The organism is Agathobaculum massiliense (assembly GCF_900291975.1).
GTDB classification, from domain to species: Bacteria; Bacillota; Clostridia; order Oscillospirales; family Butyricicoccaceae; genus Agathobaculum; species Agathobaculum ammoniilyticum.
On sequence record NZ_OMPN01000001.1, the window covers coordinates 2,957,501 to 2,982,527 of the forward strand.

At 55.6% G+C, this 25,027-nt stretch carries 20 protein-coding genes, 6 tRNA genes and 2 rRNA genes (1 of these 28 only partly in view); 25 read left to right on the forward strand and 3 right to left on the reverse strand.

What is annotated here, in order from left to right; all coding sequences use genetic code 11:
- From DBQ51_RS14975 to DBQ51_RS15025, 11 genes are all read left to right on the forward strand, one after another.
- Window positions 1–2,155 (forward strand): 23S ribosomal RNA (locus DBQ51_RS14975); it begins 688 nt to the left of the window's first position.
- Window positions 2,156–2,269: 114 nt separating this feature from the next.
- Window positions 2,270–2,345 (forward strand) — tRNA-Lys (locus tag DBQ51_RS14980).
- A gap of 77 nt (window positions 2,346–2,422) precedes the next feature.
- Window positions 2,423–2,497 (forward strand) — tRNA-Glu (locus tag DBQ51_RS14985).
- A 78-nt stretch (window positions 2,498–2,575) separates the two neighbouring features.
- Window positions 2,576–2,692 (forward strand): 5S ribosomal RNA (gene rrf / locus DBQ51_RS14990).
- Between the two features lie 32 nt (window positions 2,693–2,724).
- A tRNA-Asn gene (locus DBQ51_RS14995) sits at window positions 2,725–2,800 on the forward strand.
- A gap of 64 nt (window positions 2,801–2,864) precedes the next feature.
- Window positions 2,865–2,941: transfer RNA gene (locus DBQ51_RS15000), tRNA-Ile, on the forward strand.
- A gap of 12 nt (window positions 2,942–2,953) precedes the next feature.
- A tRNA-Asp gene (locus DBQ51_RS15005) sits at window positions 2,954–3,030 on the forward strand.
- Window positions 3,031–3,069: 39 nt separating this feature from the next.
- Window positions 3,070–3,145: transfer RNA gene (locus DBQ51_RS15010), tRNA-Thr, on the forward strand.
- 125 nt (window positions 3,146–3,270) lie between these two features.
- On the forward strand, window positions 3,271–3,459 hold the full coding sequence (locus DBQ51_RS15015; RefSeq protein ID WP_054327261.1) for a hypothetical protein: 189 nt from the start codon (window positions 3,271–3,273) through the stop codon (window positions 3,457–3,459).
- Between the two features lie 15 nt (window positions 3,460–3,474).
- The gene (locus DBQ51_RS15020) at window positions 3,475–4,359 is read left to right on the forward strand and encodes a DegV family protein (protein ID WP_107631956.1); all 885 of its coding nucleotides are present in this window, start codon (window positions 3,475–3,477) and stop codon (window positions 4,357–4,359) included.
- Between the two features lie 97 nt (window positions 4,360–4,456).
- Window positions 4,457–6,277, forward strand: a complete 1,821-nt coding sequence (locus DBQ51_RS15025; protein WP_107631957.1) for a polysaccharide deacetylase family protein — start codon at window positions 4,457–4,459, stop codon at window positions 6,275–6,277.
- A 33-nt stretch (window positions 6,278–6,310) separates the two neighbouring features.
- Here the strand turns inward: DBQ51_RS15025 and DBQ51_RS15030 are convergent, their stop codons facing one another.
- Window positions 6,311–7,279, reverse strand: a complete 969-nt coding sequence (locus DBQ51_RS15030; RefSeq protein WP_107631958.1) for an RluA family pseudouridine synthase — start codon at window positions 7,277–7,279, stop codon at window positions 6,311–6,313.
- Window positions 7,280–7,517: 238 nt separating this feature from the next.
- Between DBQ51_RS15030 and DBQ51_RS15035 the strand changes: the two genes are divergently transcribed.
- Both DBQ51_RS15035 and DBQ51_RS15040 read left to right on the forward strand, forming a co-directional pair.
- Entirely contained in the window at window positions 7,518–8,582 is a 1,065-nt protein-coding gene (locus tag DBQ51_RS15035) for a LacI family DNA-binding transcriptional regulator (protein ID WP_107631959.1), read from the forward strand.
- A gap of 146 nt (window positions 8,583–8,728) precedes the next feature.
- Window positions 8,729–9,532: a hypothetical protein gene (locus DBQ51_RS15040; protein WP_107631960.1), complete on the forward strand. Its 804-nt coding sequence runs from the start codon at window positions 8,729–8,731 to the stop codon at window positions 9,530–9,532.
- Between the two features lie 95 nt (window positions 9,533–9,627).
- Here DBQ51_RS15040 and DBQ51_RS15045 read toward each other — a convergent pair whose 3' ends face one another.
- Both DBQ51_RS15045 and uxuA read right to left on the reverse strand, forming a co-directional pair.
- Window positions 9,628–11,220, reverse strand: coding sequence for a mannitol dehydrogenase family protein (locus DBQ51_RS15045; protein WP_107631961.1), 1,593 nt, complete (start codon window positions 11,218–11,220; stop codon window positions 9,628–9,630).
- Window positions 11,221–11,223: 3 nt separating this feature from the next.
- On the reverse strand, window positions 11,224–12,294 hold the full coding sequence (gene uxuA, locus DBQ51_RS15050; protein WP_054327274.1) for a mannonate dehydratase: 1,071 nt from the start codon (window positions 12,292–12,294) through the stop codon (window positions 11,224–11,226).
- Between the two features lie 879 nt (window positions 12,295–13,173).
- Here uxuA and DBQ51_RS15055 point away from each other — a divergent pair.
- The 12 genes from DBQ51_RS15055 (at window position 13,174) to DBQ51_RS15110 (ending at window position 25,020) form a co-directional block, all read left to right on the forward strand.
- Window positions 13,174–14,199: a zinc-dependent alcohol dehydrogenase gene (locus tag DBQ51_RS15055; RefSeq protein WP_054327276.1), complete on the forward strand. Its 1,026-nt coding sequence runs from the start codon at window positions 13,174–13,176 to the stop codon at window positions 14,197–14,199.
- A gap of 70 nt (window positions 14,200–14,269) precedes the next feature.
- Window positions 14,270–15,574 (forward strand): acetyl-CoA hydrolase/transferase family protein, encoded by a 1,305-nt coding sequence (locus DBQ51_RS15060; RefSeq protein ID WP_107631962.1) that lies wholly within the window; start codon window positions 14,270–14,272, stop codon window positions 15,572–15,574.
- 3 nt (window positions 15,575–15,577) lie between these two features.
- Window positions 15,578–16,384: an enoyl-CoA hydratase/isomerase family protein gene (locus DBQ51_RS15065; RefSeq protein ID WP_107631963.1), complete on the forward strand. Its 807-nt coding sequence runs from the start codon at window positions 15,578–15,580 to the stop codon at window positions 16,382–16,384.
- Between the two features lie 77 nt (window positions 16,385–16,461).
- Window positions 16,462–17,562, forward strand: coding sequence for a TRAP transporter substrate-binding protein DctP (gene dctP, locus DBQ51_RS15070; RefSeq protein WP_107631964.1), 1,101 nt, complete (start codon window positions 16,462–16,464; stop codon window positions 17,560–17,562).
- 206 nt (window positions 17,563–17,768) lie between these two features.
- On the forward strand, window positions 17,769–18,281 hold the full coding sequence (locus tag DBQ51_RS15075; protein ID WP_107631965.1) for a TRAP transporter small permease: 513 nt from the start codon (window positions 17,769–17,771) through the stop codon (window positions 18,279–18,281).
- A gap of 39 nt (window positions 18,282–18,320) precedes the next feature.
- Complete coding sequence (locus DBQ51_RS15080) at window positions 18,321–19,616, forward strand: TRAP transporter large permease (RefSeq protein ID WP_054327281.1); 1,296 nt, start codon at window positions 18,321–18,323, stop codon at window positions 19,614–19,616.
- 150 nt (window positions 19,617–19,766) lie between these two features.
- On the forward strand, window positions 19,767–20,282 hold the full coding sequence (locus tag DBQ51_RS15085; RefSeq protein ID WP_054327282.1) for a YceD family protein: 516 nt from the start codon (window positions 19,767–19,769) through the stop codon (window positions 20,280–20,282).
- 45 nt (window positions 20,283–20,327) lie between these two features.
- Window positions 20,328–20,513: a 50S ribosomal protein L32 gene (gene rpmF / locus DBQ51_RS15090; protein ID WP_054327283.1), complete on the forward strand. Its 186-nt coding sequence runs from the start codon at window positions 20,328–20,330 to the stop codon at window positions 20,511–20,513.
- Window positions 20,514–20,680: 167 nt separating this feature from the next.
- Window positions 20,681–21,985, forward strand: coding sequence for a DUF512 domain-containing protein (locus tag DBQ51_RS15095; RefSeq protein WP_054327284.1), 1,305 nt, complete (start codon window positions 20,681–20,683; stop codon window positions 21,983–21,985).
- Between the two features lie 30 nt (window positions 21,986–22,015).
- On the forward strand, window positions 22,016–23,341 hold the full coding sequence (der, locus tag DBQ51_RS15100; RefSeq protein WP_107631966.1) for a ribosome biogenesis GTPase Der: 1,326 nt from the start codon (window positions 22,016–22,018) through the stop codon (window positions 23,339–23,341).
- A 24-nt stretch (window positions 23,342–23,365) separates the two neighbouring features.
- The gene (plsY, locus tag DBQ51_RS15105; protein WP_054327286.1) at window positions 23,366–24,010 is read left to right on the forward strand and encodes a glycerol-3-phosphate 1-O-acyltransferase PlsY; all 645 of its coding nucleotides are present in this window, start codon (window positions 23,366–23,368) and stop codon (window positions 24,008–24,010) included.
- On the forward strand, window positions 24,007–25,020 hold the full coding sequence (locus DBQ51_RS15110; RefSeq protein WP_107631967.1) for an NAD(P)H-dependent glycerol-3-phosphate dehydrogenase: 1,014 nt from the start codon (window positions 24,007–24,009) through the stop codon (window positions 25,018–25,020). The genes plsY and DBQ51_RS15110 overlap by 4 nt, the downstream gene beginning before the upstream one ends.
- Window positions 25,021–25,027: the final 7 nt, after the last annotated feature.

Sequence of the window (25,027 nt, forward strand, 5' to 3'; positions counted from 1 at the left end):
TATGAAGTTGCAGGTATTAGACCCGAAACCGGGTGACCTATCCATGAGCAGGCTGAAGCGGTGGTAAGACACCGTGGAGGGCCGCACCCACGTCTGTTGAAAAAGCCGGGGATGACTTGTGGATAGCGGAGAAATTCCAATCGAACTCGGAGATAGCTGGTTCTCCCCGAAATAGCTTTAGGGCTAGCGTTATTTTAGATTACCGGAGGTAAAGCACTGAATGGGCTAGGGGCCGCGAGGTTACCGAACCCTATCAAACTCTGAATGCCGGCTAATTGATGAATAGCAGTCAGACTACGTGAGATAAGTCTCGTGGTCAAAAGGGAAACAGCCCAGATCTACAGCTAAGGTCCCAAATGAACGCTAAGTGGAAAATGATGTGAAACTGCGAAGACAACCAGGATGTTGGCTTAGAAGCAGCCACTCATTCAAAGAGTGCGTAATAGCTCACTGGTCGAGTGGTTTTGCGCAGAAAATGTAACGGGGCTAAGCGTTCAACCGAAGCTTAGGCATTGCAGTAATGCATTGGGTAGGGGAGCGTCGTATAAGAGGCGAAGTCAGAGCGGAAGCACTGGTGGATTTTATACGAGTGAGAATGCCGGAATAAGTAGCGAGAATTATGTGAGAATCATAATGGCCGAAAATCTAAGGTTTCTTGGGGAAGGTTCGTCCGCCCAAGGTTAGTCGGGAGCTAAGGCGAGGCCGAAAGGCGTAGTCGATGCACATACGGTAGAAATTCCGTAACCACCGAACTTTAAGCATAAGGGACGCTTTCATTAAGGTTAACCCGGGCGATGGTTGCCCCGGGCGTAAGGGACCGAAATTTAGTAGGGAAGTAACTGGCGTGAGAGACGAGAAAAGCTTATGTGTATACTAAGGTGCCCGTACCGCAAACCGACACAGGTAGATGGGATGAGTATTCTAAGGCCAACGGGAGAAGGGTTGTTAAGGAACTCGGCAAATTGGCCCCGTAACTTCGGGATAAGGGGCGCCTGCGAGAGCAGGCCGCAGTGAAAAGGCCCAAGCGACTGTTTAGCAAAAACACAGCTCTCTGCTAAATCGAAAGATGACGTATAGGGGGTGACGCCTGCCCGGTGCTGGAAGGTTAAGGGGAGTGCTTAGCGCAAGCGAAGGTGCGAACTTAAGCCCCAGTAAACGGCGGCCGTAACTATAACGGTCCTAAGGTAGCGAAATTCCTTGTCAGGTAAGTTCTGACCCGCACGAATGGCGTAACGATTTGGGCACTGTCTCAACAGCCCGCCCGGCGAAATTGTAGTACCGGTGAAGATGCCGGTTTCCCGCAACTAGACGGAAAGACCCCATGGAGCTTCACTGTAGCTTGATATTGGATCTCGGTATTCCATGTACAGGATAGGTGGGAGCCTGGGAAGCAAGTGCGCCAGCATTTGTGGAGGCAACCTTGGGATACCACTCTTGGGATATTGGGATTCTAACCTGCGGCCATGAATCTGGTCGGGGGACACTGTCAGGTGGGCAGTTTGACTGGGGCGGTCGCCTCCTAAAGAGTAACGGAGGCGCTCAAAGGTTCGTTCAGCACGGACGGAAATCGTGCACTGAGTGTAAACGCATAAACGAGCCTAACTGCGAGAATGACGGTTCGAGCAGTAACGAAAGTTGGAGTTAGTGATCCGGCGGTATGTGAATGGAAATGCCGTCGCTCAACGGATAAAAGCTACCCTGGGGATAACAGGCTGATCTCCCCCAAGAGTCCACATCGACGGGGAGGTTTGGCACCTCGATGTCGGCTCATCGCATCCTGGGGCTGAATTCGGTCCCAAGGGTTTGGCTGTTCGCCAATTAAAGCGGTACGCGAGCTGGGTTCAGAACGTCGTGAGACAGTTCGGTCCCTATCTGTTGCGGGCGCAGGAATATTGAGAGGAGCTGTCCTTAGTACGAGAGGACCGGGATGGACGTACCGCTGGTGCACCAGTTGTTCCGCCAGGGGCATAGCTGGGTAGCTAAGTACGGACGAGATAAACGCTGAAGGCATCTAAGCGTGAAACTCCCCTCGAGATAAGTGTTCCCATCCTTTATGGAGTAAGGCCCCTTGTAGACTACAAGGTTGATAGGTCAGGAGTGGAAGTGCAGTAATGTATGCAGCGGACTGATACTAATAGGCCGAGGGCTTGACCTCATATTAGAGGCAATCTCAGATTTTACTCTTTGTTTGCCATAGTTATTGTTCAGTTTTCAAGGTGTAAGACCTTCTGTTTCTGCGAAAAGAAAATTTCTTTTCAAGGAGAAGCATGCACCATTAGCTCAGTTGGTAGAGCAACTGACTCTTAATCAGTGGGTCCACGGTTCGAGCCCGTGATGGTGTACCAGAAACGGTGCGCTGTGGGATTGGCCGAGTTCAGTCCCACGGTGGAGCCGGCAAGCATACCGGAAGCAGGCTGGAAATGGCCCGTTGGTCAAGCGGTTAAGACGGCGGCCTCTCACGCCGCAAACGGGGGTTCGATTCCCCCACGGGTCACCATCTTTGACGGTTGACAAGATGGCGGCGATGTGGTATGTTTTACAAGGTGAGTAAATGCCTGGAGCATTTCTCGATATAGTGCGTATCTATGGTGATGAGGGTACACCTGTTCCCATTCCGAACACAGTAGTTAAGCTCATTTACGGTGACAATACTTGGCTGGCGACGGCCTGGAAAGATAACTCGATGCGCACATCAGCGAATCCAGTAAAGGATTCGCTTGATATTCCTCAATAGCTCAGTTGGTAGAGCATGCGGCTGTTAACCGCAGGGTCGTTGGTTCGAGTCCAACTTGAGGAGCCATTTGATAAGGCTTTGCCGCCACATATTATGGTGGCGGCAAAGTGCTATCACTCCATGTTGATATGGGCCTTTAGCTCAGTTGGTTAGAGCAACCGGCTCATAACCGGTCGGTCCCGGGTTCGAGTCCCCGAAGGCCCACCAAATTTTATATTTGGCCCGGTAGCTCAGTTGGTTAGAGCGCCAGCCTGTCACGCTGGAGGCCGTGGGTTCAAGTCCCATCCGGGTCGCCATTACAAAACGGCGACTGTTTGATCGCCGTTTTGTATTATGCTGTTGTAGCTCAGTAGGTAGAGTGCATCCTTGGTAAGGATGAGGTCGTCAGTTCAACTCTGATCAACAGCTCCAAAAAGCCCTGCTGCTTTGTGCGGCGGGGCTTTCTTATTTGGGAATACTGTGGATGACTTCGTGTTAGAAGTGTGATATACTATATACAATATTTTGAGGGCGTGATATCGAAAGGGGTATCCTGTATGACGATTTTGGCCTGTGAATGTGGTAACGAGATTTATATTATGGATGAAACGGAAGCGACCGCCTGGCAGTGTGACGCGTGTGGCCAATGGTATGATTTTTTCGGCGTGAAGGTCGTCCCGCCGCAGGAGCGCAGAAAGACAATTTCGCCGCACTTGATTAATTGGAGCGCGGGCGAGGAACTTTAAGCAGCAGGAGGAGTTATGAATCAACAGAAGATCGCTTTGCTTACCGACTCCTGTGCGGATATTTCGCAGGCGGATATCCGCAAATACGGTATTTTTGTCGTGCCGCTCAAGCTCATCTTTTCTGATGGGGAATATGCCGATGGCGTGGATATTAGTGCCGTTGAGGTGTATCGCCGGCTCAAAAAGGAGATCCCGAAGACAACGCTGCCCGACGGGGGACAGGTGTCAGATACCTTGGAGCGCATCCGGCAGGCAGGCTATACGAAGGTCCTTGCAATTAATTTTTCAAGCGGCCTCAGTGGGACGCATAATTTGATCCGGCTGATCGGCGAGCAGACCGTGGGCCTAGAGATTGCCGCCTTTGATACGTTGAGCGGTTCGCTTGGCACAGGTATGACCGTGCTACAGGCGGCCCGCTGGATCGAGGAGGGCTGGACTTGGCCGGAGCTGCTGCGGGCCATCCCGCCCTTGATGCGGGCAACGCATGTTTTCTTTTGTGTCGATACGCTGGAATATCTGCAGAAAGGCGGCAGAGTAGGCAAGATCACGGCGGTTGCGGGGACAATGCTACAGATCAAGCCGATCCTCTCCTTTGCGCCTGACGGGGAACTGATCAGTGTGGCGAAGATCCGTGGGAGAAAAGCGGCGGTCGATCAGATGGTGCGGATGGCCACAGCCCTGGTGCCGCGCGGCGCACGCTTCAATTTGGCTGTCGCGCATGGGGACGCGCCGGAGGAATTGAAGGTGATCCGCAGCCTGGCGCAGAAAAGCCTACCTGATTTTGAAAATTTCATGGAGGGCGAGATCGACTGTACCCTGGGCGCGTATGTGGGACCGCATCTGCTTGGAGTGGGCGTACAGCTCTTAACCGACGCGGTGCTGTCGAAAAAGGGCGAATAGTAACGATACTGTAACTGTTTTTGCATGGGTTATGTGTTATAATACGGTATTGGTAGTATGTAGCAATTGATATTAGGTAGGAAGGAATGAATGAGGCATGTCTTATCAAACGGCGTACCGGTCTCGATACCGCCGTCATAGACGCCGCCGCCGGAATAGCCACTGGGGTGTGCTGATTGCATTGATTCTAGTGATCGTCATTGCGATCCCTGTCGCGTTTCATATCGTGAAAGGAATTTCCGGCGCGATTTTTGGAGGAAGCCAGAATCAACTGGTGCTTCAAATGAATAACGGCAAGGCGCTGCTGGGTGATGATGTGGTCGATCTGGGCAGCGCGGCGCCGTTTCGGGATCAGAACGGGAATGCTTATGTTCCGGTCAAACCGGTCTGTGACAATCTTGAATTTTCCCTTACTTGGGATCAGGCCACAAAAACGATCACAGTCAGTGATAATAAACTGACGGTACAGGCGCAGATTGACAGCACATCGCTGCGCGTGAACGAGACGGCGCAGACTATGGCTCTGGTACCGCGCCTGTCGGATGGGACCGCGTATGTTCCGGCAAAGGAATTCTGCCGGGCGTTGTCCCTGCAGGTAAATGATTTGGGAAGCGGGCAGGGAGATCTGGTTGTACTCACGAAATCCAAAAAAGAGCTGAAAGAGGATAAGCTGAACGAGATCGCGGAGAAGGCTTTGGAAAAGCTTGGCCCGTCTCAGCAGACGTTGCAGCAAACCAGTGTGCTGATGCGTGTCGGCTCAGATAAGCTTGTGCGGGGCGGGCAGTCCGCGCAGATGGTGCAGGACGGGGAGCGGCTGGGCGCCGCCGTGATCGAGCAGGATGGGCTGCGCTATGTTCCGCTCAAGGCCGCGATTACGACGCTGGGCGGGACCGCGGAGTTTGACGGGAGCGCCGAATGGACGATCAACTATGACGGGATTCAGTCCACCGTGCGGGACAATGCCAAGACCAAGGTTGGCGGGGACCGCGTGAAGGGGGACGATATCAAGGTTCATACGGATGAAAACGGGCGTTTCTATGTTTCAGCGCCCCTGTTTGCGGCGCTGGTCGGCAGAAACTATACCGACCTTGCGGATGAAGAGGGTACTTTTGCGTTCACAAAAGGCTCGCTGGAGGGCTTTGACAGCCAAAAGGCATATCTCGATACCATGAAAAGCGCGCTGACCGACGCGGTCGGCGGAGATATCCCAGAGGCCGACGTATATGTTGCCTTGACCTTTGACGATGGGCCGACCGGCGCTACGGACACCTATCCGAACGGTTACACGGCAACGCTTCTGGAGGAGCTGAAAAAGCGCAATGTCCATGCGACATTCTTCATGTGTGGCTACCGCATCAAGGACTTCCACAGCCATATGGAGCAGTACCTTGCGGATGGGCATGAGCTGGGCAACCACACCATGACGCATCCGATGAGCCGCCTGACACATCTGGACGCGGCGACCGTGCGCGACGAGGTGGAGTCCAACAGCGAATTGATCGAATCGTATACCGGCCAAAAGCCGACGGTCATGCGTCCGGTCGGCGGCGGCGTCAACGACACGGTCAAGGAGCAGATGAAAGCGCTCGGTCTGCCGATCATCAACTGGAGCGTTGATACGCTGGATTGGAGCACCAAGACCGATCCGGAGAGTGTGAAAGACCATATCATCAACGAGGTCGAGGACGGCGATATCGTGCTGATGCACGATATCTGGCAGGGTACCCTGCCAGGCGTGTTGGCAGCCATTGACGAGCTGCAGAGCCGCACGGACAAAACGTATGCGTTCGTTACGGTTTCCGAGCTGGCCGCGGTCAAGGGCATCACGCTGGAGCCCGGCATGGTTTACAGCAACCTGTCGGATGCAACGGTGCAGGCCATTGAGGATGGAACGTATAAGGAAAATATTTTCGATTAAAAACAAAGCAGCAGCCTGTGGGCTGCTGCTTTGCTATAGGTGGTATTCAGGGAAATATTTTTGGACGAAAGGGACGTCCTGCACGGTAAAGGTTTTCCCATCCAGATAGGAAAGCGCGCCGGCATCCGTTTGGAAATGGAAGGACAGCGAATAGGCATACAATGCTTGGCCGAATTCGCCGTAAGGACGGTTGCGCTCATTTACGCCGTATTTGCCATCGCCTAACAGCGGACAGCCGATCGAGGCCATGTGCGCCCGAATCTGATGGGTGCGGCCGGTGAGCAGCTCGCATTCGACAAGGGAAAGTCGGCCGCTGGAAGCGAGCGTCCGGTAACGGGTGCGCGCGGTTTTGGCACCGGGGACGCGTGTGCTGTGCAGGGTGACCTGCTTGCGCGTCTCGTCGCGGCGCAGATAGTTTTCGATCAGCCCTTCGGCTGGCTGTGGACGGCCGTGAACAACGCACAGATAGCGTTTCTCGAGTTCACGGGATTTGATCCTGTCGTTCAGGATACGCAGCGCCTCGGCCGTTTTCGCGGCAATTACGATGCCGCCAGTGTTGCGGTCAATGCGGTTGCACAGCGCGGGGGCGAAGGATGCGGCGGCGGACGGCTCCCAGGCGCCGGACTGATACAGATAGGCCTGAATATGGGCGATCAGCGTATCTGTGCCGCCGCGCTCGTCCGCATGCACCACCATACCGGGCGCCTTATCGGCAAGGAGGATATGGCTGTCCTCATAGACCACACGGACGCGGGGGTGTGAAATATGCCGGTAGGCATCCTCCTCTTGGGGTGCGTCAAAGTAGCTGTCGTTCAGATAAAGCTGCACCACGTCGCCCGCTATGAGCTTGTAGCTGGCCTCGGTGCGCTTCCCATTGATCTTGATGCGCTTAAGGCGCAGGTATTTATGCATCTGCCCGCCGGAAAGCAGGGGAACTGTTTTGCCAAGGAATTTGTTCAAGCGCTGCCCGCTGTCATTGGATGTGATGTGGTATTCTTTCAATGGAAAGCCCTCTTTTGTCTCCAAGGATAATATGGGAATAGTATACCTCATTTTTATCAAAAAAGGAAGTAGCAGTTGCGGCAAACTGGAGAAAATATATAGAATATGCACAAAGTATAATAACAAAACAGAGTAAATTTGACGAAAATATCCGCAGCAGGGAATCATATATTGATTGGCTCTTGTCAAGCCTGTATAATTATATTGAGAGAGAGGCGGGGAAAAGGAGATAGTGGTCTTGAAGAAAAGTATGACGATCACGGAAATTGCCAAAGAGGCGGGCGTTTCCAAATCAACGGTTTCTCGCGTGCTGAATAATAAATCAGATGTATTGCCGGGAACAAAAGAGCGTGTGCTCCGCGTGATACGCGAGCACCAGTTTCAGCCGAATGCTTACGCGCGCAGCATGTCACAGCGGCGCAGCCGAACGATCGGCGTGGTTGTGCCGCACGATATCGATTACGTTTTTCAGAACCAGTACTATATGGAGATTCAACGCGGCATTCTTAAAGCGATGACGAAGCGGGGATACTATGCGTTGATGCTCTGCTGTCGGGACATGAAAGAAGCCTTTGACGCGGTGCTGCAGAAAAGGGTGGATGGCCTTTTGCTCATCAGTCCGCTTTATGAGCATACGCCGTATATCAACGAGCTGCTGGAGCATCATGTGCCGCTGGTGCTGATCGGGAAGTCGCCTGCGTCGCAGCAGGTCTATCAGGTCTGCATCGATAACTATATGGGCGCGCTGAGCGCGATGCAGTATTTGTTCGGGCTGGGACACAGGCGGATCGCCTTTATTAACGGTCCGCACTTCCTGCCGTCGAGCGAGGAGCGCCGCCGGGCTTATCTGGACGGTATGGCGCGGCAAGGGAACGCGGTCCTGCCTGGCATGGTGCGCGAGGGGTATAACTCCATTGATTCGGGCTATCAGATCGCCAATCAGATCTTAAACGAATTTCCGGATGTTTCGGCGCTGTTCGTTGCGTCTGACTATATGGCGATCGGTGTGCTGGATACCATTCATGACCGCGGGATGCGGATTCCGCAGGACATTTCGGTTGTCGGGTTTGATAATATCCAAATGTCGGAGCAGGTGACGCCAAGCCTGACCACGGTCAGCCAGCAGATTGAGGAAAAAGGCCGGATTAGCGTAAACCTGCTGATGGACCTGATCGAAGGGGCGCCGACGCCGGAGGGAAGGGTGATCGACGTGGAAGCAAAGCTGATCGTGCGCGACAGCACGGGACCGGTTTCTTCCCGTCAGCCGGATTCTCCCTGGAAAACACACCATATTGCCTTGTAGGACGGAAAGATGCTTGCAAAAGGGCGGGCGGCTGCGGCTGCACCGCCTTTTTTAACGGGTTATTGTCGCAAACAGGCATGAAAAGACTTGCGATTTGAACATGGTACCGGTATAATAGAACTGTTGAGTTTAGGAGTGATTACATTATGGTGAAATTGGTCAAGCTGTTCCCGCAGTACATGCTTCTGCCGGCGGTCGGCGGTATTGCGCTGTTGGCGGCGGCGGGCTATATGGTAAAACGGGGCATATCGTTCTGGCTGGCGCTGGCTGTTCTGGTGATTGGCTTTGCAATTTTGTACATCCTGGCGCTGTCCTACGGGGTGAGCGCCCTGCAGAACCGGCTTGCCTGGCTGTATCAGAACCTTGAGCCTGAGCGCTTTCTGGAAAAGTTTGAAAAGCTTCTGCCCCGTGCGAAAAAGACACCCGCGCTCGAAGTCACGGTTCGGGCTTACCTGGCGGATGGCCATGCCGCGATCGGGGAATTCGATCAGGCGCTTGCCCTGTTGGACGGCGCGCCGGTTGTTACGGAAGAAAGCGAACGCCTCAGCGCGGCGTTGCTGATGCTCAATAACAAGGGCCTGATTCATTTCCGGATGGAAAACGCAGAAAAGGGCAAGGAATGCCTGGACAAGATGCGCGAACTGCTGGAGCGGCAGGATGAGGCGGCACAGAAGCGCTATGCAGAGAATGTGCGTATCCTGCAGTGCCATTACGACGCGCTGACTGGTGTGTGCCAGGATGACGCATACCTGCGTGAACTGGTCCGCAACGGCACCACCGCGCTCTTTCGGGTGAATACCAGCCTGCTGCTGGCGCGCGTCTATCTGTCACAGGGAGAAACCAATATGGCGCGGGCTTATTTGGAGCAGACGATTGAAAAGGGACGGGACTGGCTGTGGCCGACGAAGAAAGCACAGCAAATGCTGGCAGCGCTTCCGGCGGAAGAATAACGAATGAACGCGGGCGTCAAAGCGCCCGTGTTTTTTTATGGGTATGGATAACAAAAGCTCCCGCACAGATGTGCGGGAGCTTTTGTTTATTTCTTTTACGCAGTATACTTTTTGAGCGTTGCCCGGATTGCGCCGGGGCCGGCCATCATTTCCTTCCAGTAGCCGATGACCTTATCCGCAAGGCCGCAGGCATACAGGTCGATGCCGAAAATAGACGCGTCGTGCAGGATTGGCTCCAGCTTGGCGACAGCGGCGTCGTCCGCCTTGCCCAGCTCGATGCCGGACAGTTTTTCCTGCAGGGAGGCGAGCAGCGGGTCGGCACTGCACTGGAACGCATTTCCCTCGTCGTCAACCGCGAGCAGGTAGCGCAACCAGCCGGCCAGAACCAGCGGGATATACTTCAACTCGGCAGCCTTGCCGGGACCCATCGCGTCGTAATTCTTGATCGCGTTGCCGAAGCGGATCGAAACTTTCTGGGAAGTATCGGTTGCGATACGCTGCGGGGTGTCCGGAATGAACGGATTGGGCAGGCGGGTCTCAAACACTTCGTCGAGGAACGCCTTCGGGCTGAGCACGCCCGGGTCAACCACAACAGGCATGCCCTCGATGTGGCACATACGGTCGATCAGGGTGTACAGCTCATGGTCCTGTACTTCCTTAGCGATCGAGGTATAGCCGAGCATGCAACCATAAACCGCCAGCGCGGTCTGGGGCGGGTTGAGGCAGGTGCAGACTTTCATCATTTCCACCTTGTTAACCGTGTCGCGGTCGGTGAAGATAACGCCGGCCTTGTCCAGCGCCGGACGGCCGTTCGGGAAGTCGTTTTCGATAACCAGGTACTGCGGGCGCTCGGCGTTGACGAACGGCGCGATATAGGTGTTCTTGCTGGTTACGAACGGGTGCATATCCTCCAGACCGTCGGCCTCGAGCTGGTCCGCAATCTCCGGAGCCGGACGGGGAGTGATCTTGTCGATCATCGACCACGGGAACGAAACCTTTTCGGTCAGATAAGCATACTCTTCATCAGAGATCTGGCCGTTCTTCTTCCAGGCGTCGACAAATTCCATGATCGCACCCTGGAGCTTCGCGCCGTTGTGCGAGCAGTTATCCATCGAAACCATGGCGAGCGGCTTGCCGCAGGTATGCATGCGGTGCAGCAGCAGGGTGGCGAGCTGCGCCATGAAAGACTTGCAGGCGGAGGGACCGTTCTTCATGTCCTCCACAGCAGCCGGAACAAGCTCCTGCTTGGCGTTGCGCAGGGAGTAGCCCTTTTCCGTGATGGTGAACGAAACCATCTGCAGGGACGGGGCGGCAAAAATCTCCTTGACGCGATCAAAGTCATGCAGCAGGGTGGTGGTTTCCGCAACCGAGCCGATGACTTCCTTTTCAATGCGGCCGTCGGCCTCGAGGGTAACGGCAACCGTAAGGTTGTCTACCTTGTGGAAGCACTTGGTCACGATCTCGTCGTCGTAGCTCTCGCAGGTGATGATGCCGGTGTCCATGTCGCCGCTCCCGATCAGGTGCTGGGCCACAGCCGCCTGGAACGCACGGAACAGGTTGCCTGCGCCGAAATGCAGCCAAGTCGGCGCAGCCTTGGTCCTGGCCGCGACAGCCTCAATGTCAAACGCCGGCAGAGTATAGCCCTTCCAGGCTTCCTTATCTTTCAAAGATGCAATAGAAAGTTTCATTGCTTAATGAGCTCCTTCCAGTTTCTCCAGCATGTCCCAAACGCCCCACAGATACATGATGCCGAGCGCGCGGTCGTACAGGCCGTAGCCGGGGCGGCATTTCTCGTTCCAGATGTGGCGGCCGTGGTCGGGACGCATATAGCCGTCGAAACCGCAGTCGTGATAGGCCTTCATGATTTCCAGGATGCCGACATCGCCGTCGCAGTCGCGGTGGGAAACCTCAGAGAAGTCGCCGTTTTCATAGTGCTTGACGTTGCGGACGTGCGCGAACGCGATGCGGTCGCAATAGGAGCGGATGATGTCGGCGATGTCGTTCTTCTCGTTGGCGCCGAGTGAGCCGGAACACAGGCACAGGCAGTTGTTCGGATGGTCGACCATTTTGAGGAACTTGCCGATCGCTTCCTTGTTGACCAGCAGGCGCGGCAGGCCGAAGATGTCCCAGGGGGGATCGTCCTGATGGATGGCCATTTTGATGCCGGTCTCCTCGCAGGTCGGCATGATCGCTTCGAGGAAGTACTTCAGGTTTTCCCACAGCTTCTCTTTCGTAACGGGCTTGTACTTTTCAAACAGCTCGTCGAGCTGGGCCATGCGCTCAGGCTCCCAGCCGGGCATGGTGTAGCCCTTACAGCCCTTGAGGATATAATCGGCCATTTCCTTGGCGTCCTCGCGGATGACCGACTTTTCATAGTAAAGCGCAGTCGAACCGTCCGGCAGCGGGTGGAACAGGTCGGTGCGGGTCCAATCGAAAACGGGCATAAAGTTATAGGTAACAACCTTTACGCCGCACTGCGCCAGATTGCGCAGGGTGATCTTGTAATTTTCGATATACTGATCACGGGTCGGCAGGCCGATCTTGATATCGTCGTGTACGTTAACCGATTCGACGACGTCGATATTGAAGCCTGCGTCCTCAATGATCTTCTTTTCATGCATGATCTCGTCGACCGTCCAGATTTCACCGGCCTGCTTATGGTGCAGAGCCCATACGATGCCGGTAACGCCGGGGATTTGCTTGATGTCGGCCAGGGAAACGCTGTCGTTGCCTTCGCCGTACCAGCGGAATGTCATTTGCATAGCAAAACCTCCTTAAAATATTGAACTTTCTGTGCCCACAGGCAGGGAGATCGCTTGTATCGCAGCCCGCGGTACCAGATTGGGCGGAAACGTTCCCACCTACTTGAAAACACCCTCCATACATAACAGGATGGAGGGCGTCGGCGGCCGCGCCGCCGGATCAAAACGTGGAATGAAACCACCACTCACTGACATTATAATACATACCGGATAGTTGTCAAGCAAACGGTTTTTTTCAAGATTAAAATTCGGAAACAAAAATAATTTTTTTTGACGAGTAGTTTCACCGAATTATGAAATATCTTGCGATAAAATTGTGAAAAATAAACAAGAATGAAATGATAAATTTGTGACAATGCATATTGAAATTGACGCTCTGTGAAAATGTTAACAAAAAATTAAATGAATATTCTGCACGCTCTACAAAAACCTGAAATGAGTGGTGAATTCTTTTGTGGGGTATTGACAATCGTTGTCTGGACAATTATAGTATTACTGTGCTGTAGAAAACTACTGTATTGTGTTGCTGCGCGAAAAAACAACAAAAGCAGGCACTTGTTTTTGTGTTTCGCATGCGCGGCGGAACGGCGATGGCCGTGAGGGATGGACAACCATTGTTGCGCGATAAGAACCTTGGTAAAGGATATGGCGGCAGGATGGTGTCTATTTTATGTAGGGGGTGTGAAACCGCTCCCGAAACCGTGGCCGAAGATTTCCCGTTTTTCGACAACAAGGGGGTACCCCCTTGTTCTGTTGGAAGCGATGCTTCCAACAGAACAAGATAACGGAGACTGGAGACAGGGAAGCGGCGCGCCGGTTCTGGCGAAGCAGAAATATGGTAGCTGGGAACAGACGTCAAGTTGAGGAGGATACTTGATTATGAAAAAGCTTTTGTTAACCGATTTCTTCAAGGTCGAAACGGTGGAGTCGCCGATTCCGGAGCCCGGCCCCGGACAGGCGGTTGTCCGCATCAAGTATGCGGGCATCTGCGGTTCTGACTTACATATTTTCGCGGGCCAGCACCCGACCGCCAAGCCGCCCCTTGTGATGGGTCATGAGGCCTGCGGCGAGGTTTACGCTATTAACTCTGAGCGTACCGACATCAAGGTCGGCGACAAGGTCTGCTCCCACACCATCGAGCCCTGCAACGCCTGCGTGGGCTGCCACGAGGGCCGCGAGAACCTGTGTACCAACGTTAAGATCATGGGTACCTCGATGGATGGCGTGTTCACCCAGTATATGCTGGTAAACGCCGACCGCCTGATCAAGTTCAATGACGACGTTGATATGAAGATCGCCGCGCTGGTCGAGCCGCTCACCGTTGCGGTACACGACACCCGCCGCGCGGGCGTCCGTCCGGGCGACGACGTATTCATCGCCGGCGCCGGCACGATCGGCGTGCTGATCGGCATGATGTGCAAATTCTCCGGCGCGGGGCATGTTGTTCTGGCCGAGATCAATCAGGACCGTATCCGCATCGCCAAGGAGCTTGGCTTTGACGTAGTCGATATTTCCGCTCCGGACTTCGTAGATCAGTGCATCGCGATTGCCGGCGGCAAGTTCGATATCCTGTTTGAAGCCACTGGCTTCCAGGGCGGTTATGACGCCTGCTTCAACCTGATCAAGCAGGGCAGCACGATGGTCCAGGTCGGCATGCCGCCCAAGGGTACCATCTTCAACACGGACATCAACACCATTATCTATAACGAGGCTTCGATGCTCGGCGTGCGTCACCACACGATGACCAGCATGGAGGGCGCGGCCAAGATTATTAACTCCGGTGCGATGAACGAGCAGCTCGCCAAGGTCGTTTCCGCGGTTTATCCGGTCGACCAGGCGATGGATGCGTTCGAAAAAGCGAGCAAGGATAAGTCCATGCTCAAGGTATTGATCGACTTTACCTGATCGCCGTTCGAATTTGGCCTTTTGAGAGAGGGCTTGAGGGGTTCGAGTGGCAGTTGGAGGTCGAACTAAAATGAAAGACTGGAGAGCGATCTATCAGTCGAAGCTCACGACCGCGGAAGAAGCGGTCAAGCACATCCCGAACCATTGCCGGGTATTCTTCGGCCATGGCGCAAACGAACCGTTGGTACTGACCGACGCGCTGGTAGCAAACTACGAGCAGTATGAGGACGTGGAGATCTGCCACTGGGTACCGATGGGGAAGGGCGAGTACACCCAGCCCAAGATGAAGGGCCACCTCAATTACAACGGCCTGTTCCTTGGTCCGGTGACACGCGCCTCCGTCAATGAGGGACGTGCGGATTACACCCCGTTTTATTTCCATCAGTCGCCGCGCTTTTTCACCGACGGGACGTTCCCGATCGATGTTGCATTGGTATCACTGACCCCACCGGATGAACACGGCTTCTGTTCGTTCGGCGTATCGGTCGGCGGCACAAAGCCGGCTGCGCTTTCGGCCAAGGTGGTGATCGCGCAGATCAACGACCAGATGCCCCGCACGATGGGCGATTCATTTATCCATGTGTCCCAGATCACCTATGCCGTGGAAGCTTCGCGGCCTCTGCCCGAGCTGGGCGGCGGCAAGATTGGTCCGGTTGAAGAGGCGATCGGCCGCAACTGCGCCAGCCTGATCGAGGACGGCTCCACGCTGCAGCTTGGCATTGGCTCCATACCGGACGCCGTGCTCAAGTTCCTGGGCGACAAGAAAGACCTCGGCATCCATTCCGAAATGTTCTCCGACGGCGTCGTCGACCTGTATGAGCAGGGCGTCATCACCGGCGCGGCCAAGACCGAAAACAAGGGCAAGATGGTCGCGGCGTTCCTGATGGGCAGCAAAAAGCTGTACGACTTCGTTGATAATAACCCTGACGTTATGATGCTCACGGTGGATTATGTAAACGACCCCGTGGTTGTCTCGCGCCAGAACAAGATGGTTTCCATCAACTCCTGCCTCCAGGTCGATTTCAACGGCCAGGTCAACTCCGAGTCCATGGGCATCAACCAGTTCTCGGGGATCGGCGGCCAGCTCGACTATGTGCGCGGCGCGTCCATGTGTCCGAACGGCAAGTCCATCTTGGCGATGCCGTCCACGGCCAAGCATGGCACGATCTCCCGCATCGTACCGGTGTTCGAGCCAGGTACGACGGTCACGACGACCCGCACCGACGTGCATTACATCGTGACGGAATACGGCGTGGCGAATCTGCGCGGCAAGAGCCTGCGCGAGCGCGCAAGGCTGCTGATCAACATTGCGCATCCGGATTTCCGAGACGAACTCTGGGCCGCATATCATGCGCGTTATGGCGAGGAGGGCTGAAGCATGGCAACGAGAACGGTAGAAATGGTCGGGGAGCATAAGCTGGAGCAGGTTTTCCTGACAGTAGAAGATCATATTGGCATTTTAACGCTGCACAACCCGCCGGTCAACGCGGCCAGCGGCACGGTGCAGGAAGAGATCATCATGCTGTGCGATTATATCAACCATGATGACGATATATGGGTGTGCATCATGCATTCCGACCTCAAGACGTTTTGTGTGGGCGTTGACATCAAGCGCTTCAAAAAAAGCATTGATGACAAGGACGTTACCAATACGCAGGAGGTATATTACGACGGTGCGCTCGCGTTGTACGAGCTGCGCGTGCCGCTAATCTGCGCGGTGCATGGCCACTGCCTGGGCGGCGGCCTGTGCTATCCGGCCGGCGCGGACATCACGATCGCGGTCAAGGGTACGGTATTCGGCGCGCCGGAGGCAAAGCTTTCGGTCGTCGGCGGCTCGGGCCATCTAGCCCGCATCCTGCCGCCGCAGATCCAGCGCGACATGTGCTACTGCGGCACGTTTATCACCGCGGAGGAGCTGACCAAGTACGGCGGCGTGACCAAGGTTGTCGATACGCTGGATGAGCTAATGCCCGCGGCGATGGACAAGGCGCGTGAGATCTGCAAGCGCGGACCGCTCGTACTGCGTTACCTCAAGGCGTGCATGAACGCACAGGAGGATTTCCAGATGAAGCGCAAGAACGATCTGGAGGTCACCTACACGCGGTATATGGCGCGGCACAAGGACTTCAACGAGGGCGTTACCGCGTTCCTCGAGAAACGCGAGCCGCAGTATACCGGCGAATAAATAGTATATCAGGCTGGCACCCCCCCAGCCTGCATATAAATCTCACTTTTAAGAAAGCGAAGAAAAGAGGTTGTAACATGAAGAAAAGATTACTCGCGGCGCTTCTGGCGTCTGCCATGGCTCTGTCTCTGGCTGCTTGTGGCAACACCGACACCGGTGCGGACAATGGCGGCGATGCAGCGGCTGACGGTGGCTCCTCCAATGAGCCGGTCGTTCTGAAGATGAACTCCATCAAGACCACCTCCGACCCGATGTACGAAGCTTGGTCGAACTTCTGCGACCGCATCAACGAGGCTGCCAACGGCACGCTGGACGTTCAGATCTACCCGTCTGAGTCCCTGGGCGCCACCACCGACGTAATCGAATCCATTTCCAAGGGCGCTGCCGCTATTCAGGACTGCGACTTCTCCCACCTGGCTGACTACGTTCCGGACTATTCCGCGTTCATGATGCCTTACCTGCTCCAGAAGCCGGAAGACGTTGGTAACCTGTGGCTGTCCGACTTGGGCCAGGAGCTTGAGGCTCAGCTCCATGAAAAAGGCATGCGCATTATCACCGCCGTTTACTTTGGCGAGCGCAACTGGCTGACCAAGTCCCCGATGCCGGACCGCGCTGCTGCTTCCACCATGAAGCTCCGCTGCGCTCCGACCAAGATGTGGACCGAAATGGTTAACGTCATGGGCGGCAACGCTACCACCTGCACCTGGTCCGAGACCTATCAGGCTATCAGCCAGGGCGTTGCGGACGGCGCTGAGTCCCCGATCCATATCCTGTACTCCGCGAAGCTGCACGAGGTTGCTAAGTACCTGAACTACACCCGTCACCTGTATGCTCCGACCATCATGGTTATGTCGGAAGAAGTATACCAGTCCCTGCCGGAAGAGGGCAAGAAGGCGATCGACGAGGTCGGCCAGGCTTACCCGGCGCAGGCTATCGAAGAGGTTGAGTCCGTTGTTGGCCCGATGCTCGAAGATATGATCAACGAGGGCGTTCAGGAAGTTTACCCGACCGACGAGGCGATCCAGGAGTGGCGCGACTATTCGTTCGAGCACGTTCCGGAAGCTTTCCCGGAGTGGAGCGACAATCTGGTAGAGCGCATCCAGGAAGCGATCGGCGCGACCGATTCCAGTGCTTCTGCTGATACCGATGCCGCCGCGGATGACGCAGCTGCTGCGTAAAACCTGATTGGTGCTTTCGATCTACTTAATTACGATAAGAATCTAATGATGTAGAACGGTTGTATGCCGCGCCGTTAAAACGGGGGGAACTGGTTTGACGGCGCGGGTATGACTGTTTCATACCCACCTCATGTTGACTCTGACTCTTTTTTGCTACATTCCATTTCGCAAATAGCTTTTTGTGAAAGAAAGGCGTGAATTAATCTGTGAACGAGAACAAACAAGGCTTTTTCAAAAAGTTTATTAACGATTGGGAAATGTACATTGCAAGCGTAGGTTTCGTTGTAATGTGCCTGGCGATTATCATTAACGTATTTTCGCGTTTCGTTATCTCCAAGTCCTTTGCATGGGCGGAAGAGGTATCGTATCTGGGCTTTGCCTATACCGTGTTCTTCGGTGTTTGTACTTTGTATAAGAACCAGGGCATGATCGCGATTGACGTCATTGTGGACCGCCTTCCCAAACTCCCGAAGCGTATTATCTACATCATCAATTTTGTCATCCTGGCGATTGGTAATGCGGTTCTTACCTATTACAGCTTTATCCTCACCGTGGAGGCGTGGGTTCGTCCTACGGCTGCGCTGCGTATTCCGTATACCTTTATGGACCTTCCGGCGCTGATCGGCTTCTTTGTCATGTGCCTGTACTCGCTTCGTTTCCTGTACTGGTCCATCATCGGCAAGGAGTTCGCGGAAACTTCGCTGGAAAACCGCGCATAAGGAAGAATACACGTTTACTATGGAAGGAGGTAAAGAGAAATGTCATTTACAGTATGGTTTCCACTTCTCCTGCTGTTTCTGTTTCTCTTCATGAAAATACCGGTGGCGTTTTCGCTCGCATTCTCCACACTGGTATACTTTATGTTTAACTCGTCGTCTCAGCCGACGGATATTATGGTTCAGAACATGTTGTCCGGTACAACATCGTTCACCTACCTGGCAATCCCGTTCTTTACGGCTGCCGGTGTTATCTTTAACTATTCAGGAATCACAGAACGACTGATGAACCTCTGCGAGCTGCTCGTTGGTAAGTTTGCGGGCGGTCTTGCGCAGGTTAACATCGTTCTTTCCGCTCTGATGGGCGGTCTGTCCGGTTCCGCGAACGCGGACGCAGCGATGCAGTCCAAAATGCTGGTTCCGGAAATGGAGCGCCTGGGCTATTCCAAGGAGTTTTCGACCGTTGTAACGGTTGCATCCTCCTGTATCACCCCGATCATCCCGCCCGGAATCGTTCTGATTCTGTATGCAACTGCGTCGGGCGTTTCCATTCAGGAAATGTTCTATGCCGGCTATTTCCCCGGCTTCCTGATCATGGTTGCTGAAATGGCGCTGGCAGGCATCCAGTCCCGCAAGCGCGGCTATAAGCCCACCCGTGATCGCATCGGTACCGCGAAGGAGTTCGCACAGAACCTGAAGCAGTCTATCTGGGCGCTGTTCCTGCCGTTCGGCCTGATCATGGGCCTGCGTTTCGGCGTGTTCACCCCGACCGAAGCCGGCGCCTGCTGCATCGTTTACGCTCTGTTGGTCGGCGCGCTGATTTACCGCACCATCCATGTCAAGCAACTGCTGCCGATCCTGCGTGAGTCCGTTGAGGCTACCTCCGGCATCATGCTGATCATCTGCGCGTCTATCGCGTTCGGCAAGTTCCTGACTTGGGAACGTATCCCGATGATTATTTCCGAAGCGATCTTGGCGATTTGCCACACGGATTGGCAGTTCCTGCTGCTGGTCAACATCCTGCTCGCTATTGTTGGTATGTTCTTCGAGGGCGGCGCTGCAATGATCCTGCTCGCCCCGCTGCTCGTACCGGCTGCGCAGAGCTTGGATGTAAACCTGATCCACTTCGGTATCGTTATGGCGATCAACCTGACGCTGGCCGGCGTTACCCCGCCGTTCGGCGCGATGATGTTCGTTTCCACCTCGATTACAGGATGTACGTTCTCCGGCTACTGCAGAGAGGTGTGGCCGTGGATCATAATGCTGTTTGCGGTGCTACTGATATTCACTTATGTACCCGGCATTATTCTGTTTGTACCGAACCTGCTCATGGGCTGATAAGACAGATTTGTGTTATAAAAGGTTCCGTCCATCCGGACGGAACCTTTTATCATTAAAATGCGCCGATGCGCCGATGATAAAGTCGTTTTTTGCTTGACAAAGGGCAAAAGGATGTAGTATACTATCTTAGTACCATGTGAGGTTGACATGAAGATTGATTTGCGAAAACTGACCGGCTCGAATACCGTCAGCATCCCGTTTTCCGAAACGCTTGATTTGCGGGAGGAAACGCTGTATGGCGCGAAGCCGTTCCAAAGTCCGGTTCAGATCAGCGGGGAGGTTTCGAACGAGAGCGGCGTCCTGCGGCTGAAAGGGACGATCAAAACGATTTACTCCACCGCCTGCGCCCGCTGTCTGAAGCCGTTGGATATTCTGCTGACAGCCGAGACGGATATGATTTTGTCGGACGACCCTGAGACGGAGGAAGAGGACGATCTTTTCGTGCTGACCGGTGACAGCGTGGATCCTGCGGACGTATTGGTGCCGGCATTGATCCTGCAGGTACAGATGACATATCTGTGCAAGGAGGACTGCAAAGGCCTCTGTCCGCACTGCGGCGCCGACCGCAACGAGGTTGACTGCGACTGCGACAAAAAGCAGATCGATCCGCGTTTTGCCGCGCTGCGCGCCCTGCTCGACTCTGATGAGGACAAGAGCACATAAAACAGTCAAACAAATTGAGAAGATAGAGTAGGAGGTGTATCCACCATGGCAGTACCGAAGAGAAAGGTTTCGAAAGCCCGTCGCGACAAGCGCCGCAACTCCCATTGGAAGCTCTCTTTGCCCGGCATGTCCAAATGCCCGAAGTGCGGCGAGATGAAGCTGGCTCACAGAATGTGCAAGGCTTGCGGCTATTACAACGGCCGTGAGGTTGTCGCCGTTAAGGAAGCGTAAGGCTGAAAACAGAACAAAGGATGGAGAAGGCGGCAACGGCTTCTCCATTTTTTTCGCCCTCGATCGGATCCATGGTTTCGGTCGGGCGTGATGGCGGGTGCGGCCGGATGCGTCCCAGGGGGGAAACGTTCCGGCAAGCGTGAAAAATGCAGAAAGGAGGGCGCTGGATGGCGTCAAAAATTGTCAGTGTGGATGCGGGCAGTCCGGCGGCGCGCGCGGGACTGCGGGCGGGGGAGACTCTGCTGCAGATCGATGGGACAGCGATCCGTGATGTGCTGGATTACAAATTTTACAGCTACGACGCGCGGCTGACGCTCCGCGTGCTGGAAGCGGATGGGGAAAGCGTCCGCGAGGTGCGTGTGCGCAAGCGCGAGGGCGAGCCGCTCGGCCTGAATTTCGAGCATTATCTGATGGACGGGATGAAGCAGTGTTCGAACAAGTGCGTGTTCTGCTTTATCGACCAGCTGCCCCGTGGGATGCGCAAGACGCTCTATGTAAAGGACGACGACGCGCGCATGTCCTTCCTGATGGGGAATTATATCTCCATGACCAACTTGTCGGACGCGGATGTGGACCGTATCCTGCGGATGCATATTTCGCCGGTCAATATCTCGGTGCAGACCACCAATCCGGAGCTGCGCGTCAAAATGCTGCAGAACCGCCGCGCGGGCGAAGCACTTCGGATCATGAAGCGCTTCGCGGAGGGCGGCATCACGATGAATTGCCAGCTCGTCGTGTGCAAGGGGCTGAACGACGGGGAGGAGCTGCGCCGCTCGCTGAACGATCTGAAGAAGCTCTATCCCGCGGTGAATACAATCTCGGTCGTGCCGTTCGGTATGACACGCCACCGCGAGGGGCTGTATCCACTGGAGGCGACGGATAAGCCCTGCGCGGAAGCGATTCTGGATATCGTCGAGCCGTTCGCGCAGGAATGCTTGCGCGAGCTCGGCACGCGCCTGGTCTGGTGCGGGGACGAGCTGTACCTCAAGGCGGAGCGCCCGTTGCCGAATACGGTGTATTACGAGGAGTTTACCCAGTTTGAAAACGGCATCGGCATGCTGCCGTTGTTCATGGAGGAGTTCCGGCTGGCGCTGCCGGATTACGAGGGGCGCGCGGCGCGGCCGTTTACCATTGCGACCGGCACGGCCGCCGCGCCTTCTCTGGCGGTCCTGCTTGACGAGGCGGCCGCAAAATGCGATAATTTAAGCGGCAGAGTCGTGGCGATTCGCAACGATTTCTTTGGGCCGCTGGTCTCGGTTGCCGGACTGATTACCGGCCAGGATCTGATCGCCCAGTTGAAAGGGCGGGACTTGGGCGAGCGCGTGCTGATCTCCGCCAATATGCTGCGGGATGGGGGAGACGTGTTCCTGGATGATTGCACGCCGGAACAGGTGTCGGACGCGATCGGCGTACCCATCGTTCCGGTCGAGATCGACGGCGCGGACCTGCTCGCCAAAATTTTTGAAGATTAGCCCCCGAAAAGCAAAGAGGAGGGAAAGGATATGCCAAAGCCGATTATGGCGATTGTCGGCCGGCCGAACGTCGGTAAATCACAGCTGTTTAACCGCTTGGCGGGCAAGCGCCTGTCCATTGTGGAGGATACGCCGGGCGTAACACGCGACCGGCTATATGCGGAAAGCGACTGGCGCGGACGTGATTTTACCATCATCGACACCGGCGGCATCGAACCGTCAAACGACAACGAAATTTTGCAGTTCATGCGCTTTCAGGCGGAAACTGCGATCTCCCATGCGGATGTGATCGTGCTCATCACCGACCTGCGCACCGGCGTGACCGCGGCGGATCAGGATGTGGCGGCGATGCTGTTGCGTTCGGGCAAGCCGATCGTGCTGGCGGTCAATAAATGCGATAAGCCGGGCGACCCGCCGGCGGAGTTTTATGAGTTTTATAACCTCGGCCTGGGAGAGCCTTACGGCATCTCCGCACTGCACGGTTATGGCGTGGGCGAGCTGCTGGACGCGGCTTACGAGCATTTCCCGCCCGAGGAGGAGGGCGAGGAAGCGTCGGACCGCATCCGCGTCGCGCTGATCGGTAAGCCGAACGTGGGCAAGTCCAGCCTGCTCAACCGCGTGCTGGGCGAGGAGCGCGTGATCGTTTCCAATGTGGCGGGTACGACGCGTGACAGCGTGGACGCCGATCTGGACAACGCGCACGGCAGGTTCACCTTTATCGACACGGCGGGCATCCGCAAAAAAAGCAGGGTGGACGAGAAGATTGAGAAATATTCGGTTATGCGCTCCCTGCTCGCGGTCGAGCGCGCGGATGTGTGCGTCATTATGATCGACGCGACCGAGGGCGTGACCGAGCAGGACACCAAGGTCGCGGGCGAGGCGCATAATGCCGGAAAGGCCTGCATCATTGTGGTCAACAAGTGGGACCTGGTGGAAAAGGACGGCTCCACGATGAAGGAATACACGCTGCGCGTGCGCGAGGGGCTGGCATACATGCCCTATGCGCCGGTGCTGTTCATTTCCGCGCAGACTGGACAGCGCGTGGATAAGCTGTTCGCCCTGATCAAAGCGGTACACGAGCAGAACCATATGCGCATCCCGACCGGCCGCCTGAATTCCATCCTGGCCGAGGCGACCGCGCGCGTGCAGCCGCCGACTGACAAGGGGCGCCGCCTGCGTATCTTCTATATGACGCAGGCATCCACCTGTCCGCCGACGTTCGTCTGCTTCTGCAACGATGCTCGCCTGTTCCACTTCTCCTACCAGCGGTATCTGGAAAATCAGATCCGCGAGGTGTTCGGACTGACAGGCACGCCCGTGCGCATGGTGATCCGTGAGCGCGGGGACAAGGATTAAATTAATTTCTTGGGGGACGACAACATGACATTGACGCAATTTGCCATCATCGCGGTGTGCGGCTACCTGCTGGGTTCGCTGAGCTTTGCAATCATCGTCAGCAAGGTAACGCTCGGCAAGGATATCCGCAACTATGGCAGCGGCAACGCCGGACTGACCAACGCCTACCGCACAATGGGGGCGGGCAAAACGCTGTTCGTGTTGCTGGGGGACATTGCAAAGGGCGCGGCGGCAATCTCGATCGGCGCGCTTCTGGTTGGACCGGTCGGCAAGCTGGTGGCCGGTATTTTCGTGATACTGGGGCATATGTTTCCTGTGTACTTTGGCTTCCGCGGGGGAAAGGGCGTGCTGGTCGGCGCGGTCATGTTGCTCCTGTTCGACTGGCGCATTTTCCTGATCGCGTTCGTGCTGTTTTTCCTGGCGGTTGCGGTGACGCGCTGGATCTCGCTTGGCTCGATTCTGGGCGCGGTCAGCTTCCCCATTACGACCCTGCTGTTCTACCGCGATTCGGTTTTGACCGCGATGGCATTCGGTATGGCGGTGGCGGTCATCTTCATGCACCGGAGCAATATCATGCGTATGCTGCACGGGGAAGAGAACAGGTTTTCCTTCAAAAGTAAAAAGACCATTGAGAAAATAGCTTCCGATGGAGAGGAGAGCGGAAAATGAAGGTTTTTGTATTGGGTACCGGCGGCTGGGGCATTGCGCTGGCTATGCTGCTGCACCATAACGGCCATGCGGTGACCTCCTGGACCTTTTTTCAGGAGGAATGCGACCTGCTGCATCGCGAGCGGGCAAACGAAAAGCTGCTGCCAGGGGTGAGGATTCCAGAGGGGATCACGGTCACGACTGATATGTCGGGCGCGGCGGAAGCGGACCTGGTGGTGATGGCCGTCCCGTCCTTTGCCGTGGCTTCGACCGCGGAGCAGCTCTCCCGCATCGTTCCAGCGGGTACGGTGATCGTCAATGTGGGCAAGGGGCTGGATTCCCAGCACGGCTACTGCCGCTTCTCGGAAACGATCGACCGGGCGATGGGCGGCCGCAATCCCGTGGTAGCGCTGACCGGCCCGACCCACGCGGAGGAGGTGGCCCGTGGGGTGCCGACCGCGATTGTTGCCGCATCAGCGAGCAGGGCGGCGGCTGAGCTGACGCAGGCTGCGTTTATGAACGATACCTTTTTCCGTGTGTACACCTCGTCCGACCTGGTCGGCTGCGAGCTGGGCGGCGCGTTCAAAAACATTATCGCTCTTGGCGCGGGTATTTCGGATGGCTTGGGCTTGGGGGATAACTCCAAAGCCGCGTTTATGACGCGCGGCCTGACCGAGATCGCCCGTTTGGGGGTTACGCTCGGCGCCAAGCAGGAGACCTTCGCGGGGCTGTCCGGCGTGGGGGACCTGATCGTTACCTGCTGCTCAATGCATTCGCGCAACCGCCGCGCGGGTATCCTGATTGGGCAGGGCAAGACCGCACAGGAGGCAATGCAGGAGGTCGGCGCGACCGTGGAGGGCTATTACGCGACCGAAGCCGGCTACCGCCTGGCCCAGCAGCAGGGGGTGTCCATGCCGATCACCGAGGCAATGTATGAGGTGCTGTATAACGGCCTGTCCGCTAAGGAAGCCATACGCATGCTCCTGGGGCGCCCACGGCGCGGGGAGCATGAGGAAGTCTGGTTCCACTAAAAATTAA

Excerpts from the sequence above, each read along its gene's own strand:
- DBQ51_RS15020 (WP_107631956.1), top strand. The coding sequence starts at position 3,475 with ATGAATCAACAGAAGATCGCTTTGCTTACCGACTCCTGTGCGGATATT.
- DBQ51_RS15060 (WP_107631962.1), top strand. The coding sequence starts at position 14,270 with ATGAAAGACTGGAGAGCGATCTATCAGTCGAAGCTCACGACCGCGGAA.
- DBQ51_RS15085 (WP_054327282.1), top strand. The coding sequence starts at position 19,767 with ATGAAGATTGATTTGCGAAAACTGACCGGCTCGAATACCGTCAGCATC.
- rpmF (WP_054327283.1), top strand. The coding sequence starts at position 20,328 with ATGGCAGTACCGAAGAGAAAGGTTTCGAAAGCCCGTCGCGACAAGCGC.
- dctP (WP_107631964.1), top strand. The coding sequence starts at position 16,462 with ATGAAGAAAAGATTACTCGCGGCGCTTCTGGCGTCTGCCATGGCTCTG.
- DBQ51_RS15080 (WP_054327281.1), top strand. The coding sequence starts at position 18,321 with ATGTCATTTACAGTATGGTTTCCACTTCTCCTGCTGTTTCTGTTTCTC.
- DBQ51_RS15040 (WP_107631960.1), top strand. The coding sequence starts at position 8,729 with ATGGTGAAATTGGTCAAGCTGTTCCCGCAGTACATGCTTCTGCCGGCG.
- DBQ51_RS15055 (WP_054327276.1), top strand. The coding sequence starts at position 13,174 with ATGAAAAAGCTTTTGTTAACCGATTTCTTCAAGGTCGAAACGGTGGAG.
- DBQ51_RS15025 (WP_107631957.1), top strand. The coding sequence starts at position 4,457 with ATGTCTTATCAAACGGCGTACCGGTCTCGATACCGCCGTCATAGACGC.
- DBQ51_RS15065 (WP_107631963.1), top strand. The coding sequence starts at position 15,578 with ATGGCAACGAGAACGGTAGAAATGGTCGGGGAGCATAAGCTGGAGCAG.
- plsY (WP_054327286.1), top strand. The coding sequence starts at position 23,366 with ATGACATTGACGCAATTTGCCATCATCGCGGTGTGCGGCTACCTGCTG.
- DBQ51_RS15015 (WP_054327261.1), top strand. The coding sequence starts at position 3,271 with ATGACGATTTTGGCCTGTGAATGTGGTAACGAGATTTATATTATGGAT.
- der (WP_107631966.1), top strand. The coding sequence starts at position 22,016 with ATGCCAAAGCCGATTATGGCGATTGTCGGCCGGCCGAACGTCGGTAAA.
- DBQ51_RS15045 (WP_107631961.1), bottom strand. The coding sequence starts at position 11,220 with ATGAAACTTTCTATTGCATCTTTGAAAGATAAGGAAGCCTGGAAGGGC.
- uxuA (WP_054327274.1), bottom strand. The coding sequence starts at position 12,294 with ATGCAAATGACATTCCGCTGGTACGGCGAAGGCAACGACAGCGTTTCC.
- DBQ51_RS15095 (WP_054327284.1), top strand. The coding sequence starts at position 20,681 with ATGGCGTCAAAAATTGTCAGTGTGGATGCGGGCAGTCCGGCGGCGCGC.
- DBQ51_RS15110 (WP_107631967.1), top strand. The coding sequence starts at position 24,007 with ATGAAGGTTTTTGTATTGGGTACCGGCGGCTGGGGCATTGCGCTGGCT.